This is a genomic window from Nonlabens sp. Asnod2-A12 (genome assembly GCF_045063745.1).
Classification (GTDB): Bacteria; Bacteroidota; Bacteroidia; order Flavobacteriales; family Flavobacteriaceae; genus Nonlabens; species Nonlabens xylanidelens.
In genome coordinates, this window is the sequence record NZ_JBEFOB010000003.1 from 265,568 (window position 1) to 281,373 (window position 15,806).

A 15,806-nucleotide genomic window follows, 5' to 3' on the forward strand; every position below is an offset into this window, starting at 1 on the left:
TGAGAGCCGTAAAATAGTCATTTTTTTCCAATTCTATAAAATCACAATAAAATAGTTAAATTGATAAATATTTAACATTAAATTTTTAAAGGAAAAGTAATTTTCCTATCCTTGTATTATAAAGATGGCCGGTCTCTTATGTAGATCTGGAATTTGTTTTTTCCATAAATCTACAGTTAATGTCTTAATGAACTCTGTAGGTAAACTTATATCACATGCTATGCATATTTTAGTCCTACTATTTAAAGAGACTAAAAGTTCTTCAATCATTTTATTATTGCGATAAGGAGTTTCTATAAAAGATTGCGATTGATTATTTTTAATAGAAAAATTTTCTAAATCTTTTAATTTTTTACGTCTTTCTTGCTTATCAATAGGTAAGTAGCCGTTAAAGGCAAAATTTTGACCATTTAGACCACTAGACATCATAGCCATAAGTATAGAACTAGGTCCTACTAGAGGTTGTACTCGTATACCTTTTTCATGAGCTATTGCAATCACGTCTGCACCTGGGTCTGCAATTCCTGGAACACCAGCTTCACTCATTAACCCCATATCTTTACCTTCTAGGCAGGGTTGTAAGAATGCTGGTAACTCGCTAGACTCCGTAAACTTGTTGATAGTAGAAAAACTCAAAGTAGGTTGCGCCTTTGCTGGATGTATACTTTTTATAAATCTTCTTGCCGTTTTTTCATTTTCAACTATATAATCATCCACCATTTCAACTACTTTTTTTACTGATAATGGTAGTACCTCTAGAGGGCTTATGTCGCCTAATGTTACTGGGATAAGAAACAATCTTCCTTTTGCTTGCATGGCTTTTAATTGTATTGTGTTATTGTTGTGGATCTCGCTTTCGCGAAAGCGTAACTATTATAAATCTATAATTTGATATATCTTTTTATGGCGTATGTAACTAGCTACAAGATGTAAAACCTGGCCATGATCTTCTATAGGAGTCAAGAGACTTTTTAACATTTTAATATCCGTCATTTGTATTCTTAAGTTTACAAACGCATAACCAGTGACTCTACCATTTTCTATCAGTATGACACTGCGCTCACTAGCTTCACGACCTTTATCAACTAATATTTTATTGGTAGCTTTAAGACTATAGGTTGTGATAATTTCATTTACTGTTTCATTAAGTAGGTCTAGGGACTCTGTAACTGCAGTATTTTGATGAATGCTTAGACTAGCATCATTATGTGGTAATTTTCTAAATTTTACTGATGTACCGTATTTTTTTTCTAATTTTTCTAAAAAACTATAACCAGATCTAGAAGAAGAAAAGGTGATGATGTGATTAGGATCTTTAACAACTGATTTTACAAAAAAACGAGGTGTTTGATTTGTATCGTAATATATATAAAGACCGTGAGAAAAGTTATTTCTTTTAATTCTTCCATTGAGTGCAGGCGTGTGTTTTCTTATCTCAATATGTTCTTTTAAGATAGAGACCATCTCGCTACCGGTTTTTTCAAAAGTAATTTCGGCAACCTTTTTTTGAATCTCTTTTGATTTTTTATTAGAACCAGTAAATAGTTGAGTGACGCGCTTTTTTATGTTTTTGCTCTTGCTGATAAATAGTATAGTACCGTTTACATCATACACATAGAATACACCTGTAGCTGCTGGTAATTGGTCTACTATTGCTTTAAGGTTAGGTTCTATTTTTAAAGGCTTAAAATGTTTTAAGCTTTTTGAAATAATTTCTTTATTAATATCCTTTTGTAATAACAACTTGAACAGTTTTACTGTTGCTAGTGCATCACCAGTAGCACGATGTCTATCTGTTAATGGTATACCTAATGATCTGGTTAGCTTACCTAAGTTATAACTATCCTGGTCTGGCAATAGGCTTTGTGCCAACTCTACAGTGCAAAGTGTAGGGCGTTCAAATTCATAACCTAATCTATCAAATTCTAACCTGAGCATGCGGTGATCAAATCCTGCATTATGTGCAACTAGGGTAGTACCTTCTGTAATTTCTATGATTCTTTTTGCAACTTCATAAAACTTAGGCGCACGTTTTAACATGGCATTATTGATACCAGTTAATTTTACTACAAAGGGTTGTATTTCTTTTTCTGGATTAACTAGACTAGCAAATTGATCAATAATTTCATGACCATCAAATTTATAGATGGCTACTTCTGTAATGCCTTCTTCATTATATTTTCCTCCAGTGGTTTCTACATCTACTATTGCGTACAAATATTCTGTTTTAAAAGATAGAATTATCTAGTTATTTGAGTGTGTAAGCTAATAAAAAAAGCCATGTAACAAACATGGCTTTTACTTTTTTTATAATAAGATTTATTAAATCTTAGAGCCGTAGATTTTTGTGTAAAGATCTTGATAGCGTGCTTTAATATTTCTACGTTTTAATTTTAAAGTAGGGGTAAGGTGCTCTGCCTCGATAGTCCATTCTTCTGGAGTTAACTCAAAGGTTTTTACACGTTCCCATTTTCCAAACTGTTCATTATGGTGCTCTATTTCTCTTTGATACCTAGCAATTACTTGTTCATTTTTACAAAGGTCTTCTATGCTAGTAAATGAAATGTTTTTGCGCTTTGCCCAGTCTTTAAGGAAATCAAAATTAGGCTGTATGAAGGCCGCAGGCATTTTTTCACCTTCACCTATTACCATAATTTGTTCTATAAAACGGCTTTGTTTCATGGTATTTTCTATAACCTGTGGTGCGACATATTTACCACCAGATGTTTTAAACATCTCTTTTTTACGGTCTGTTATTTTAAGGAATCCTTCAGCGTCTATTTCTCCTATATCACCAGTACAGAAATAACCATCATCATCAATAGCTTCTTTAGTTTTCTCATCGTCCTTATAATAACCTAGCATGCGCTGTGGTCCGTTGATGATTATCTCACCATCTTCGGCAATTTTAACATCGGTATTAGGCAGCATTTTACCTACGGTCCCTATTTTAAAACCTCCATTACGTAAATCGTTTACTGATATTACAGGACTGGTTTCTGTTAATCCATATCCTTCCATAACTGGCACGCCAGCAGCATTAAATACTCTTGCTAGTCTAGGTTGCAAAGCAGCACTACCACTAGCTATGGCTAGTAGGTTACCACCTAGTGCTTCTTTCCATTTTGAGAAGATTAATTTTTTTGCAAGACCTAATTTACGTTCATACCACCATCCATTTGCTCCGTAAGGCTCCCATTCTAGACCTAAATCTACAGCCCAAAAGAACAATTTCTTTTTAATCCCTGTTAAATCCGTACCCTTTGCGATAATCTTGTCATATACCTTTTCTAATAATCGAGGTACAGCACTCATTACTTCTGGTTTTACTTCTTTAAGATTATCAGATATCTTATCAATAGATTCTGCAAAATAGATTCCTGTACCGGTATAGATATACATATATTGTAACATGCGTTCATATATATGACAAACCGGTAGGAAGCTCAAAGATTTTGAAATTCCGATTTCTATAGGTAAACGACTAGAACTGTGCATCGCATTACTAGCAATGTTCTCATGAGATAACATAACACCTTTAGGACGTCCAGTTGTACCAGATGTATATATTAAGGTAGCTAGATCTTCTATCTTAATAGTTGCCATTATTTCTTCTAGCTCTGACTGATTGCTGTCATCTTTACCTAATTCTTTTATTTCTTTCCAACTTTTACAACCAGGGATGTCGTCAAATGAATATACTTCTATTAAAGAAGCAACTTCATTTTTAATGTTCATGACTTTATCATAAACTTCTTTATCAGAAACAAATACGTATTTTGATTCACTATGATTTAACACATAAGCATAATCTGTTTCTGAAATAGTAGGATACACTGGTACGTCTTGCGCACCTGTTTGCATAATACCTATATCCATAATATTCCACTCGGTTCTATTTGTAGTAGAAATAAGTGCAATTTTATCATTCTTTTGTATTCCTAACCTTAATAAACCTCTTGAAATCGAGTTAGCTTGCTCGACAAAAGATGCCGTTGAAGTTTTAACCCATACACCATTAACTTTAGAAACTAGAGAATCTTCACGTGGATATAATTCTAGTTGATAATGGGGGAAATCGAAAAGTCTTTTATATTGCATGTTGTCCATTTAGATTTTTATACGGCTTAAATATAAGAAATAGGCTGCTTATTAAAATGATAAAAAAACAAATAAATTATCACGATTAATGTAATTATAGGCTCTTAGGGCTAGTCTTTTTAGTGAGTTTGTGAATTTTCCACATGTTTGTAGTCTCAATTAATAATATGGTCTAGACATAAGTTGTATCCTTAAAATATTTTTAAATTATTCCTCTAATCTATAGTTTTAATAAGCTGTAGAAGGTAAATAGTGATTTTTAATACCTTGATTAACAATAATGAAGGTGATAATTTTCAATGTACTATTTTATATTAAATAGGTAACTGATTATTTAATAAAATTAATTTTAATTATAGAATTATTTCCTAAAAATACCGATGAACAACAAATATTTTATGATGAACTATCTATGAAAGAAGCATGGTACGATAGATTAAAAAAATTAATTTGAATCACTCAATAATAACACTAATTAACCATATTGCCTGGTTCATTTCTCACTACAGGCGACAAATTTATTATGTTAAGAATAGTTTTCCTGGCCTAAAAATTCACTCTTTTAATTAACATCTCCATAAAAAAAACCACCTAAATCTTTCATTTAAGAATAGGTGGCCATTATTATAAAATGCACTATCGAATTTTATACTTCTACAGAATCTGTTTGATTCCTGAAGACCAATTCCTTCTCAAAAGCATCTACCAAAACGATACTGTCTGAAGCTATTTTTCCAGATAAAATCTCCTTAGAAAGTTCATTAAGCACTTCTTTTTGGATGACACGTTTTACCGGTCTTGCACCATACTGTGGATCATAACCTTTTTTAGCTAGCAGTTCGATCGCTTGATCTGTGGCATCAATTATAATTCCTTGTTGTGCAAGAAGTTTGCTGACGCCTTTAAATTGTAAGCCTACAATTTCCTTTATTTCTTCCTTATTTAAAGGTGTAAACATGACAATATCATCGATACGGTTTATAAATTCTGGACGTACACGTTGTTTAAGAACAGCGAGTACCTCGTTTTTTGTAGAATCTATTAAGCTTTCTATTTCTCCATTAAAATTCTCAAATTTTTGTTGGATAATATCAGCACCCATGTTAGATGTCATGATAATAATCGTGTTTTTAAAATCTGCAACACGTCCTTTATTATCAGTTAATCTACCTTCATCTAGTACTTGTAATAAAATATTAAAAGTATCTGGATGTGCTTTTTCTATCTCATCTAGTAATACCACACTATAAGGTTTTCTTCTTACAGCTTCAGTAAGTTGTCCACCCTCGTCATAACCTACATATCCTGGAGGTGCACCTACTAGACGGCTCACACTATGTCGTTCTTGATATTCACTCATATCGATACGAGTCATAGAATTCTCATCGTTAAATAAATACTCTGCAAGTGCTTTGGCTAGTTCTGTTTTTCCTACTCCTGTAGTACCTAAAAATAAAAAGGACCCTACCGGTTTTTTCTGATCTTGTAGACCAGCGCGACTTCTTCTTACAGCGTCACTTACCGCTTGTATAGCCTCACTTTGTCCTACTACACGTTCATGAAGTTCTTCTTCTAGCTTGAGAAGTTTCTCTCTATCACTTTGTAACATTTTAGTTACAGGAATACCAGTCCACTTGGCTATTACTTCAGCAATATCTTCATAAGTAACCTCTTCTTGTATGAGGTTATTAGAATTGTCATTTGCTTCCATTGCAGCTTGTAATCGGTCTAATTCTTCTTGAGCTTGTTTGATTTTACCATATCGCAACTCTGCCACTTTACCATAGTCGCCATCACGTTCTGCACGATCTGCTTCTAATTTAAAGTTTTCAATGTCAGTTTTTGTATTTTGAATATTATCAACGACACTTTTTTCGTTCTCCCATTGCGCATTAAGTTCGTTACGAGATTCTTTAAGGTTTGCCACCTCAGAGCGTAAGTTCTTCAATTTTGCTTCATCATTTTCCCTCTTAATAGCTTCGATTTCTATCTCTAGTTGCATGATTTTACGATCGAGTACATCCAGTTCTTCTGGCTTAGAGTTAATTTCCATGCGCAGTTTTGCTGCAGCCTCATCCATTAAATCAATGGCCTTATCTGGTAAGAACCTGTTGGTTATATAACGCTGGGATAATTCTACTGCGCCTATAATAGCCTCGTCCTTAATCTGTACTTTGTGGTGTGTTTCATACTTATCTTTAATACCACGTAGTATAGAAATAGCACTTTCTGTATCAGGCTCATCTACCACAACTTTTTGGAAGCGTCTTTCTAGTGCTTTATCCTTTTCAAAATATTTTTGATATTCGTCTAGGGTAGTGGCACCTATTGCACGCAGCTCACCACGAGCTAGGGCAGGTTTTAAAATGTTTGCGGCATCCATAGCACCTTCACCGCCACCAGCACCTACAAGTGTGTGAATTTCGTCTATAAATAATACTACATTTCCAGCACTGCTAGTTACTTCTTTAACTACCGCTTTTAATCGTTCTTCAAATTCTCCTTTATACTTGGCACCAGCGATAAGCGCCCCCATATCTAGAGAAAATATTTGCTTATCCTTAAGGTTATCTGGTACATCACCAGCCACTATACGGTGTGCGAGACCTTCGGCTATTGCGGTTTTACCTACACCAGGTTCTCCTACTAGCATAGGGTTGTTTTTTGTACGTCTGGATAATATTTGAAGAATGCGACGTATTTCTTCATCACGACCTATGACTGGATCTAGTTTCCCTTGATCTGCTAGTTGATTTAAGTTTTTTGCATACTTATTAAGGCTATTGTACGTTTCTTCGGCACTTTGTGAATCTACCTTATTACCATTTCTTAATTCTTCAATAGCCATTTCTAGATTCTTTTTAGAAATACCTTGGTCTTTAAGAATTTGTGCAGTCTTTGATTTACCATCAAACATGGAGATCAATAAGTGTTCTATACTTACATAATCGTCTCCCATTTTTGTGGCCAGCGTCATAGATGCATTTAAAACTCTATTAGTCTCTCTAGATAGTTGTAGTTCTCCGCCTTCTACTTTAGGTAACGATGTAATTTGACTTTTAAGTAGTTGTATAATTAGGTCTAAATTCACATTCAGTTTTTTGAATAAAAACGGCAAGACATTCTCGTCTACCATAGTTATCGCAAGTAATAAATGTACGTTCTCAATTTGTTGTTGTCCGTACTCTTGTACAAGTTGCTGTGCTTGCTGCAAAGCCTCTTGGGATTTTATAGTTAATTTATTTGGATTCATATATATTGTTTTAGATGTATTATGTTATGTTGGGTAGTAGTCAATTCTTATACCTTTTTCATAAATTGACATTTAGACAGATTTATATTACATTTTAACAGACATTATGACGTGTTTATAAAAGCATTGTGAGATTTTATGACGCTATAACCTATCTTTGTATCTTAGATTATAATAAGGAGTAGAGCAGGTCTTTATTCCGCTTTCGCGAAAGCGATAAAATCAATAGCATATGGGATTTATGGACAAGCTGTTTAAATCACAGCGAGATATAGCAAAAGAAGAGATGGATGGTATTCAATGGGATACATTAGAATCCATTGATCAGTTGGATAATATTATCAAAAATTCTAGTATCAAACCCAAAGTAATCTTTAAGCACAGCACAAGATGTGGTATTTCTAGAATGGTTTTTAACCAGTTTCAAAAAGGGTATGAAAGTAACGATGACAATGTGACTTATTACTTGCTAGACCTATTATCGTATAGAGATGTAAGCAACGCCGTAGCTCAAAAATTAAATGTGGTACATCAATCACCGCAAGTAATTATTATTTTTAATAAAGAAGTGGTGCATACGGAATCTCACCATGGTATTGATATTAAAAAAGTTCAACAAATTGTAAGTAGTAAAAATTAGAAATATGAAAAAGACTACCATTATTTTAGCACTCACTGCGACATTGTTCCTTTCTTCTTGTGCTACAAATGTATTCACTGGTAAAAAGACATTAAAGCCTATAGGAAATGATCGTCTTTTCCCGATGGCATTTTCTCAATATGATGAATTCCTTGATGAAAATAAGGTAATTACAGGTACATCAGATTCTAAAATGATCGCAACCGTAGGTAGTAAAATTAAAACTGCTGCCCAAAGATGGTTAAATGCAATAGGTCATCCTGAGTATTTAGATGGTTATGAATGGGAATATAATCTGGTTAATGATCCTGCAGTAAATGCATGGGCTATGCCAGGTGGAAAAATAGTTTTTTACACAGGTATTTTACCTATCTGTCAAGATGAAACAGGTGTTGCTATAGTCATGGGGCATGAAGTAGCACACGCACTAGCTAACCATGGTGGACAACGTATGAGTGCTGCTCAATGGCAATCCATCATAGGTACAGGAGTAGCTGTTGGATCACAAGCCGCAGGTCTAGAGTCGGGAACTCAGAATTTAATTAATCAAGCTTATGGTGTAGGATCTCAAGTGGGTGGTATGTTACCATTTTCTAGATCTCATGAGACAGAGGCGGATAAAATAGGACTGTATCTAGCTGCGATGGCTGGTTATAACCCAGATGAAGGTGCTCTTTTATGGGAACGTATGAAAGCAAATAGTGGAGGACAGTCTACTCCTCAAATATTAAGTACACATCCATCTAACGATAGTCGTATTGCTAACCTTAGAGAACTTGCTCCACTTGCAAAAGCAGAGGCAGCAAAATATGGTGTAACTTCATTTAAATAATAAGTTTAATCTATACATAATGTATAGTTAATTTAATAATCATACTTTTAAAGGGTTCTTAATAGAACCCTTTTTTTATGAAACAAATTTTACCTCGAGGCTCTAAAAAATTATTAAATGCATGGGCATTTTATGATTGGGCTAACTCTGTTTATTCTCTAGTAATCAATAGTGCTATCTTTCCTATATTCTATGCTTACATAAGTATGAAAGCATATGAAGAAGGAAAAGTCCCAGAAATACTCAAGGACGTTAATAATGAGTCTATAATAATAGTTACTACAGCTATTGCTTTTTTAATAGTTAGCATTATATCACCCATTTTATCTGGTATTGCAGACTATTCTGGTAAGAAGAAACGATTTCTACAGTTCTTTTGCTATTTAGGAGCTTTAAGTTGCATAGGTCTTTCTCTTTTTAGTTTTGATTATTTGTGGCTCAGTTTACTTATCTATATGCTCGCCTTGATAGGTTTTTGGGGTAGTTTGGTATTTTATAATTCTTACTTACCAGACATAGCTTTTCCAGAACAGCAAGATTCTATAAGTGCCAAAGGTTTTTCTATGGGATACATAGGTAGCGTCATACTCCTTATTATATGTCTTGTTTTAATAGAAGGTGGTTTTTATCCAAAAGACGGATTACTGTGTGAAACTTCCTTAGAAAATTATGTTTTCAATTTAGATCCTGTGCAACTATCTTTTATTCTAGTAGGATTATGGTGGATGGGGTTTGCGCAATATACCTATAGATATTTGCCTTTAGGAACTAAAAAGGATAGTACCCAAGTAAAGAACATTTTTACTAATGGTTTTCAAGAATTAAGAAAAATATGGAACAACCTTTCTGAAGATCTACAAATGAAACGCTATCTGGGAGCATTTTTTATCTACAGCATGGCAGTACAAACAGTAATGCTAGTCGCTACTTATTTTGGTACAGAAGAAGTAGAGTGGGAAGAAGATGGGGCAACCATGGGATTAATAATCAGTATACTTCTCATACAGTTAGTGGCTATATTAGGAGCATGGTTAGCTAGTAAGCTTTCGCGAAAGCTAGGTAACATCAAAACTCTAATCGTCATTAATATCTTATGGGCGGTTATCTGTATTTATGGTTATTTTGTGGTATCACCTTTACAGTTTTATATAACGGCTGGTTTTGTAGGTCTTGTAATGGGGTCTATACAATCCTTATCTAGAAGTACGTATTCAAAAATGATTCCTGATGGTAATCCTGATACGGCTTCTTATTTTAGTTTTTACGACGTCGCAGAAAAAATAGGTATCGTTATAGGGATGCTCATATTTGCTATAGTAGGTGAATTAAGCGGTTCTATGAGAGAACCTATATTATTCTTAATAGTTTTCTTTATATTGGGAATCATATTACTAGCTAGAGTACCTAAAATCAAAATTAAACAATAGATTTAAATTACTATAAAATAATACATAATAAGTTTTTCTTATAGTAGATTTGATTTTAACAGTTGTAATCTTAATAAACACTTTTAGAATTAAAATATATTTGAACCATCTAATTAATAAAACACGGTAGTTATGAGTGATAAAAATTCAAAAGTCTGGGATATAAACGATTCTCAAGATATTTCAAAATGTCCATTTATGGGCGGTGGTGCAACTAGTACTGCTGGACAAGGAACAAAAAATAATGATTGGTGGCCTAACCAATTAAGATTAAATGTTCTGCGTCAAAGCGCTACAAAATCAGATCCTATGGATCCAGATTTTGATTATGCCACAGCATTTAAAAGCCTAGATATAGATGCATTGAGAAAAGATTTGACGCATTTAATGACTGATTCTCAAGACTGGTGGCCTGCAGATTATGGACACTACGGTGGATTATTCGTTAGAATGGCATGGCACAGTGCTGGTACTTATAGAGTAGGTGATGGTCGTGGTGGTGCAAGTATAGGTAATCAACGTTTTGCTCCTTTAAATAGCTGGCCAGATAACGGTAACCTAGATAAAGCAAGATTATTATTATGGCCACTTAAACAGAAATACGGTAAAAGTATCTCATGGGCAGACCTTATGATCCTTGCAGGTAATGTTGCTATGGAATCTATGGGGTTAAAGAAATTAGGTTTTGCAGGTGGTCGTGTAGATGCATTTGAACCAGAACAAGATGTCTACTGGGGTAGTGAGACTACATGGTTAGGTAATGAAGAGAGATATGAAGATGGTGAGTTAGAAGGATTATTAGGAGCCTCTCACATGGGATTGATCTATGTGAATCCAGAAGGACCTAATGGGAATCCTGATGCGGTAGGTAGCGCACATGATATAAGAGAAACTTTTGGCCGTATGGCAATGAATGATTATGAAACTGTAGCACTTGTTGCAGGTGGTCATACATTTGGAAAAGCACACGGTGCAGCAGATCCAGAAAAATACACTGGAGCAGAACCTGCTGGTGCTAAGATTGAAGAAATGAGTACGGGATGGAACAGTAGTTATGGTACTGGTCATGGAGATGATACCATTACTAGTGGTCTAGAAGGAGCATGGACACCTAATCCAGATAAGTGGGATCACGATTATTTCAGAGTTTTATTAGATTACGATTGGGAATTAACTAAAAGTCCTGCAGGTGCTCACCAATGGAAACCTACTGCTGCTTCTAATGCAGACCAGGCTCCTATGGCTGGTGACGCTTCAAAACGTCAGGATCTTATGATGTCTACAGCAGATATTGCTCTTAAGACTGATCCAGAATACTTGAGAATTTCCAAGCACTTTAGAGATAATCCAGAAGAATTTGAAGATGCTTTTGCAAAAGCGTGGTTTAAATTAACTCACAGAGATATGGGACCTGCTTCTAGATATTTAGGAGATCATGTACCAGAAAAAGAAGAATTATGGCAAGATCCTATTCCTGCTGTAAATCATGAATTAGTAAATGAAGAAGATCTTTCATCCTTAAAAGATCAAATTCTTAGTTCTGGACTATCGGTTAACGAGATGGTTGCAACAGCATGGGCTAGTGCATCTACTTATAGAGATAGTGATAAACGTGGTGGAGCAAATGGTGGTCGTATAAGATTATCACCACAAAATCAGTGGGAATCAAACAACCCAGTAAGATTAAGAAAAGTACTAGATGTTCTTGCTGGTATTCAAGAAGCGTTTAATGCAGCGCAAAGTGGAGATAAACAAGTTTCCATGGCAGACTTGATCGTACTTGCTGGAAATGCAAGTGTAGAAAAAGCTGCAAAAGATGCTGGGCACGATATCATTGTACCATTTACAGCTGGTAGAGGAGACGCTACACAAGAACAAACAGATGTAGAATCTTTCACTTATTTAGAACCTCGTGCAGACGGTTTTAGAAATTACATCAATAGCTCACAGAAAATAGCTGGTGAAGATTTACTAGTGGACAAAGCTAGTTTGTTAGGACTATCTGTTCCAGAAATGACTGTTTTAATAGGTGGTTTAAGAGCAATGGATGCTAATTATGATCAGTCTAACTACGGTGTGTTTACCGATACACCTGGACAGTTAACAAACGATTACTTTGTGAATGTGTTAGATCTTAGTACGACATGGAAGTCTAAGTCATCTTCAGATTTATTATTTGAAGGTCGCAATCGCAAGACTGGTGATTTAAAATGGACTGGTACTCGTGTAGATCTTATATTCGGTTCTAACACAGAATTAAGAGCTATTGCAGAGGTTTATGCAAGTAGTGATAGTAAAACAAAAATGGTTCATGACTTTGTAAAAGCATGGAATAAAGTAATGAATGCAGATCGTTTTGATGTAAAATAAACATCAGTATTTATATAAAATAAAAATCCCCAAATCATTAATTTGATTTGGGGATTTTTATTTTATATAATTTAATCTATAGTATTAGATCTTTGTAATATCACCGCTACCCAACACACTTTTTTTAACTGAGCTAGTAGAGCCTTTATACATTAAATCACCAGAACCTACTATGGACGCTTTAAGTTCACCACCTGTACAGTAAACAGATACGTCACCGCTACCAGCAATAGAGGCATCTACATTATTAGCTTTTAAATTTAATGCGTCGATATCACCGCTACCAGCAACATTAGCATCTAGGTATTCTGCACGGCCTTTTAATGTAACATCACCACTACCAGCTATATTTACTTCTAAATTTTCTGATTCTACTTGTGCAGTGATATCACCGCTACCTGCCACTGAAATATCTAGATTTCTAGATTTTAAATTCATATGGCTCGTGATATCTCCACTTCCAGCCATACTTAATGCGTTGATGGACTCTACATTTACAGTCACATTAATGCCTTTACGTGTACTGTAGTTAGTACCATCTTTAAGACCTATTTCTAGTTTATTACCTTTCACCTCGATCTCTATATATTCCATAATATTAGATTCGGCCTCTACGGTTATGGTACCTTCTTTTCCTTCTACAAGGATAATATCGATACTACTTTTACCAGATATCTTATCATAGTCAGAAGTATTAAAGGTTTTTGTAATTACTTCTCCGTTTCCTTTAATTCGTTTATTGCTTCCCCACCATTGAGCATTTGCACTATTAAATCCTAAAATGGCTACTAGAAGTATGATGATATGTTTCATGTTATTGTTATTAAGTTAGTTGTTGTTTTATTTTTAGTTTTTTCTAAGACTTACACCACCAAAGCTTGATCTTATATTGATTACAGACGTAGCGTTTTTATCTTTATGATAACCAGATTTTTGCTTTTCGGTGCTATTATTTTCTGAGTCGGTAACCGTTAAATCGTCTGATAGTTTAATACTCGCAAACTCTGTGTCTATGTCAAATTTAAAAGCTGCCTCTGGATGAAAATTGACTTTAATGTTTGTGTATTCACTTTTAATGACCGCATCTTTAAAATTAGGACTCAATTCTTCAATAGTTATAGATCCAAAATCAGTTACCAGGTTAACACTTTCTTTAATATGTCCTAATTTGATGGTAGAATAATCGCCTCTACCTACTAGCTTTATAACATCTTGAGACTGTATAGTTGAGAAATCACCATTAAATTTAATGTTTTTAACATTATCAAACTTTGCTTTAGTATAATCACCGCTATAATCTACTCTTTCAGCACCATGTAGTTCAAAACCGCTGAAGTCAGCTCTAATCGTTCCCGATTTCATGTAATCGATATGAGAGTTTTTAGTATAGTCAAAGCTAAGTTCGTTATCACTCGCTAGTAGCTGTCCTATATCAAGTCTACCAAAATCGCACTGTATTTTTGCATGACCTAGCAATCTATCTATGGAAACAGAACCATAATCGTTGCTTATATCTACCGCGGCAGTCACTGGCATTCTAATGATATAATCTATTTTCATATTAGAGCTACTCTTAGAATTATTGCTTCCCATAAGCGTGCTCCATAAACTACTACTGTTGTTATTCTTCTTACGACTTGCATCAGTTCTTGCACTCACGATGGACGATGTTGCACTAAAATCAACATCTATACCTTTAAGCTGTTCTATAACTTTTTGCTCATTATTACCACTTACTTCCACATTAATATCTATGGAAACAGTGGGCTTGTCCCATGTAGTAATGGTTATGTTACCAAACTCGTTTTGAATATCTACCATACAGTTTTTATTAACTGTAAAGGTTTTACTCAATTTTTTAGTCTTGGTGTATTTTCCATAGCCAGGACCGGCTATAAGCATCGCTGGTAATAAAAACAGCAGTACACTAAGTTTATATATATGTTTCATCTTCTTGTTCTTTTAAATTTTTCAGTTGTTCTATTTGCTCCAGAGCAGTTTCTAATAAATCGATTCTATTTTGAAAATTCTGTATCATAGCAGCGATAACGGTTTTACTATCATTGTTAGTAGCAAAGTCTGCTTCTATCGTTTTATAATCCAGTTCTAATCTTGCCAGTGCTGTTTTAGTTGCTGTAACAATACGAGCAGCTTCTGGCGATTGTTCTTTATTTAATCTTTCTAGTTCTTCATTTATAGTACTCGTAAAAAAGTCTTGCGCTTGTGCCATTTCTGGTGACACGCTAGAGAGTCCATTATCTACAGGGCTAGAAGGAACCAGATTTAAACCTGTAAAACCTAATAAAATTGCTAGTCCTGCAACTAGCGACCATTTAAACCAAGAGTTCATTCTTATAACCTTGTTACCTTCATGATCACCATCACTATCTTCAGTAGCAATAGGTATAATAGAATCGTCTACTTCTTCATGATTATCGTTGCAAGCTTCTTCTAGCTTATCAAAAAATCTATTTCTATGGCCGCTAGGCAGTGATTCTGTATTAAAATCTTGATCTGCAAACCATTCTTCCATGTTCTTTTTCATATCAGTTGCATTTTATTTCTCAGGCTTTCTTTTGCTCTAGAGATGGTAGTTCTACACATCGCATTAGAAATTCCCATAATCTCACTTATCTCTTCATTATCCATTCCTTCTATAAGGCTTAGGGTTAGAACCTGTCTGTAATTATCCTTTAAAAGTTTCATTACTTCCAGTACTTTTTTGGCAGTCATACCAGCAGCTTCCATATCTATTTGTTCGTCTGCTTTATTTTCCATTTCATAGGCAACATCGTCATAATCTACTTTAGGCATTTTACTTTCCTTTTTCAATTGTGTAAGGCTGTTGTTCACTACTATTCTTTTTAACCAGCTGCCAAAGGTTGCCTCTCGGTTCCATTGTTTCATCTTAGCAAACGCAGTTATCATGCTATCTTGCATAATATCTTCGGCAAGTGCGGTGTCTTTTACGATTCTCAATGCGACATGATACATACCATTTGCATACTGATCATAAACGCGCATTTGTGCCTTGCGATCGCCTCGTTCACAGAGGTTATAAAGTTCTATTTCGGTTGTTTTTAAGATCACTTGGTTAGTGTTACGCTTTAAAGATGCAATTTATTCTAGCATGTTACACTTCATGGCAAGGATTTTGAAAAATTATTCATCCAGCACTTGGTG

Annotated in this window: 12 protein-coding genes; 4 read left to right on the top strand and 8 right to left on the bottom strand. The window is 34.6% G+C overall.

Going from position 1 to position 15,806, the window contains the following annotated elements; all coding sequences use genetic code 11:
* Window positions 1–105: 105 nt before the first annotated feature.
* The 4 genes from ACJJVJ_RS01280 to clpB all read right to left on the bottom strand — a co-directional run bounded on the left by ACJJVJ_RS01280 (window position 106) and on the right by clpB (window position 7,354).
* Entirely contained in the window at window positions 106–816 is a 711-nt protein-coding gene (locus tag ACJJVJ_RS01280; RefSeq protein WP_405368406.1) for an SAM-dependent methyltransferase, read from the bottom strand.
* Between the two features lie 57 nt (window positions 817–873).
* The gene (locus ACJJVJ_RS01285; RefSeq protein ID WP_405368408.1) at window positions 874–2,217 is read right to left on the bottom strand and encodes an exonuclease domain-containing protein; all 1,344 of its coding nucleotides are present in this window, start codon (window positions 2,215–2,217) and stop codon (window positions 874–876) included.
* 105 nt (window positions 2,218–2,322) lie between these two features.
* Window positions 2,323–4,101 (bottom strand): AMP-dependent synthetase/ligase, encoded by a 1,779-nt coding sequence (locus ACJJVJ_RS01290; RefSeq protein WP_405368410.1) that lies wholly within the window; start codon window positions 4,099–4,101, stop codon window positions 2,323–2,325.
* Between the two features lie 646 nt (window positions 4,102–4,747).
* Window positions 4,748–7,354 (bottom strand): ATP-dependent chaperone ClpB, encoded by a 2,607-nt coding sequence (gene clpB, locus ACJJVJ_RS01295; RefSeq protein WP_405368412.1) that lies wholly within the window; start codon window positions 7,352–7,354, stop codon window positions 4,748–4,750.
* Window positions 7,355–7,595: 241 nt separating this feature from the next.
* On the opposite strand from clpB, the gene ytxJ reads away from it, so the two are divergent.
* The 4 genes from ytxJ to katG all read left to right on the top strand — a co-directional run bounded on the left by ytxJ (window position 7,596) and on the right by katG (window position 12,623).
* The gene (gene ytxJ, locus ACJJVJ_RS01300) at window positions 7,596–7,994 is read left to right on the top strand and encodes a bacillithiol system redox-active protein YtxJ (RefSeq protein WP_405368414.1); all 399 of its coding nucleotides are present in this window, start codon (window positions 7,596–7,598) and stop codon (window positions 7,992–7,994) included.
* 4 nt (window positions 7,995–7,998) lie between these two features.
* Window positions 7,999–8,826 (top strand): M48 family metallopeptidase, encoded by an 828-nt coding sequence (locus ACJJVJ_RS01305; RefSeq protein WP_104514793.1) that lies wholly within the window; start codon window positions 7,999–8,001, stop codon window positions 8,824–8,826.
* 77 nt (window positions 8,827–8,903) lie between these two features.
* A complete protein-coding gene (locus ACJJVJ_RS01310; RefSeq protein WP_405368416.1) occupies window positions 8,904–10,253 on the top strand; it encodes an MFS transporter in 1,350 nt (449 codons plus the stop codon).
* 132 nt (window positions 10,254–10,385) lie between these two features.
* Entirely contained in the window at window positions 10,386–12,623 is a 2,238-nt protein-coding gene (gene katG, locus ACJJVJ_RS01315) for a catalase/peroxidase HPI (protein WP_405368417.1), read from the top strand.
* An 84-nt stretch (window positions 12,624–12,707) separates the two neighbouring features.
* On the opposite strand, the gene ACJJVJ_RS01320 is transcribed toward katG, so the two are convergent.
* Genes ACJJVJ_RS01320 through ACJJVJ_RS01335 form a run of 4 tightly spaced genes read right to left on the bottom strand, consistent with a single transcriptional unit; the run spans window position 12,708 to window position 15,713 of the window.
* The gene (locus ACJJVJ_RS01320; RefSeq protein WP_405368419.1) at window positions 12,708–13,436 is read right to left on the bottom strand and encodes a head GIN domain-containing protein; all 729 of its coding nucleotides are present in this window, start codon (window positions 13,434–13,436) and stop codon (window positions 12,708–12,710) included.
* Between the two features lie 33 nt (window positions 13,437–13,469).
* On the bottom strand, window positions 13,470–14,573 hold the full coding sequence (locus ACJJVJ_RS01325) for a hypothetical protein (RefSeq protein ID WP_405368421.1): 1,104 nt from the start codon (window positions 14,571–14,573) through the stop codon (window positions 13,470–13,472).
* A complete protein-coding gene (locus ACJJVJ_RS01330) occupies window positions 14,557–15,168 on the bottom strand; it encodes a hypothetical protein (protein ID WP_405368422.1) in 612 nt (203 codons plus the stop codon). The genes ACJJVJ_RS01325 and ACJJVJ_RS01330 overlap by 17 nt, the downstream gene beginning before the upstream one ends.
* Window positions 15,165–15,713, bottom strand: a complete 549-nt coding sequence (locus ACJJVJ_RS01335) for an RNA polymerase sigma factor (protein ID WP_405368424.1) — start codon at window positions 15,711–15,713, stop codon at window positions 15,165–15,167. The genes ACJJVJ_RS01330 and ACJJVJ_RS01335 overlap by 4 nt, the downstream gene beginning before the upstream one ends.
* Between the last annotated feature and the right edge of the window lie 93 nt (window positions 15,714–15,806).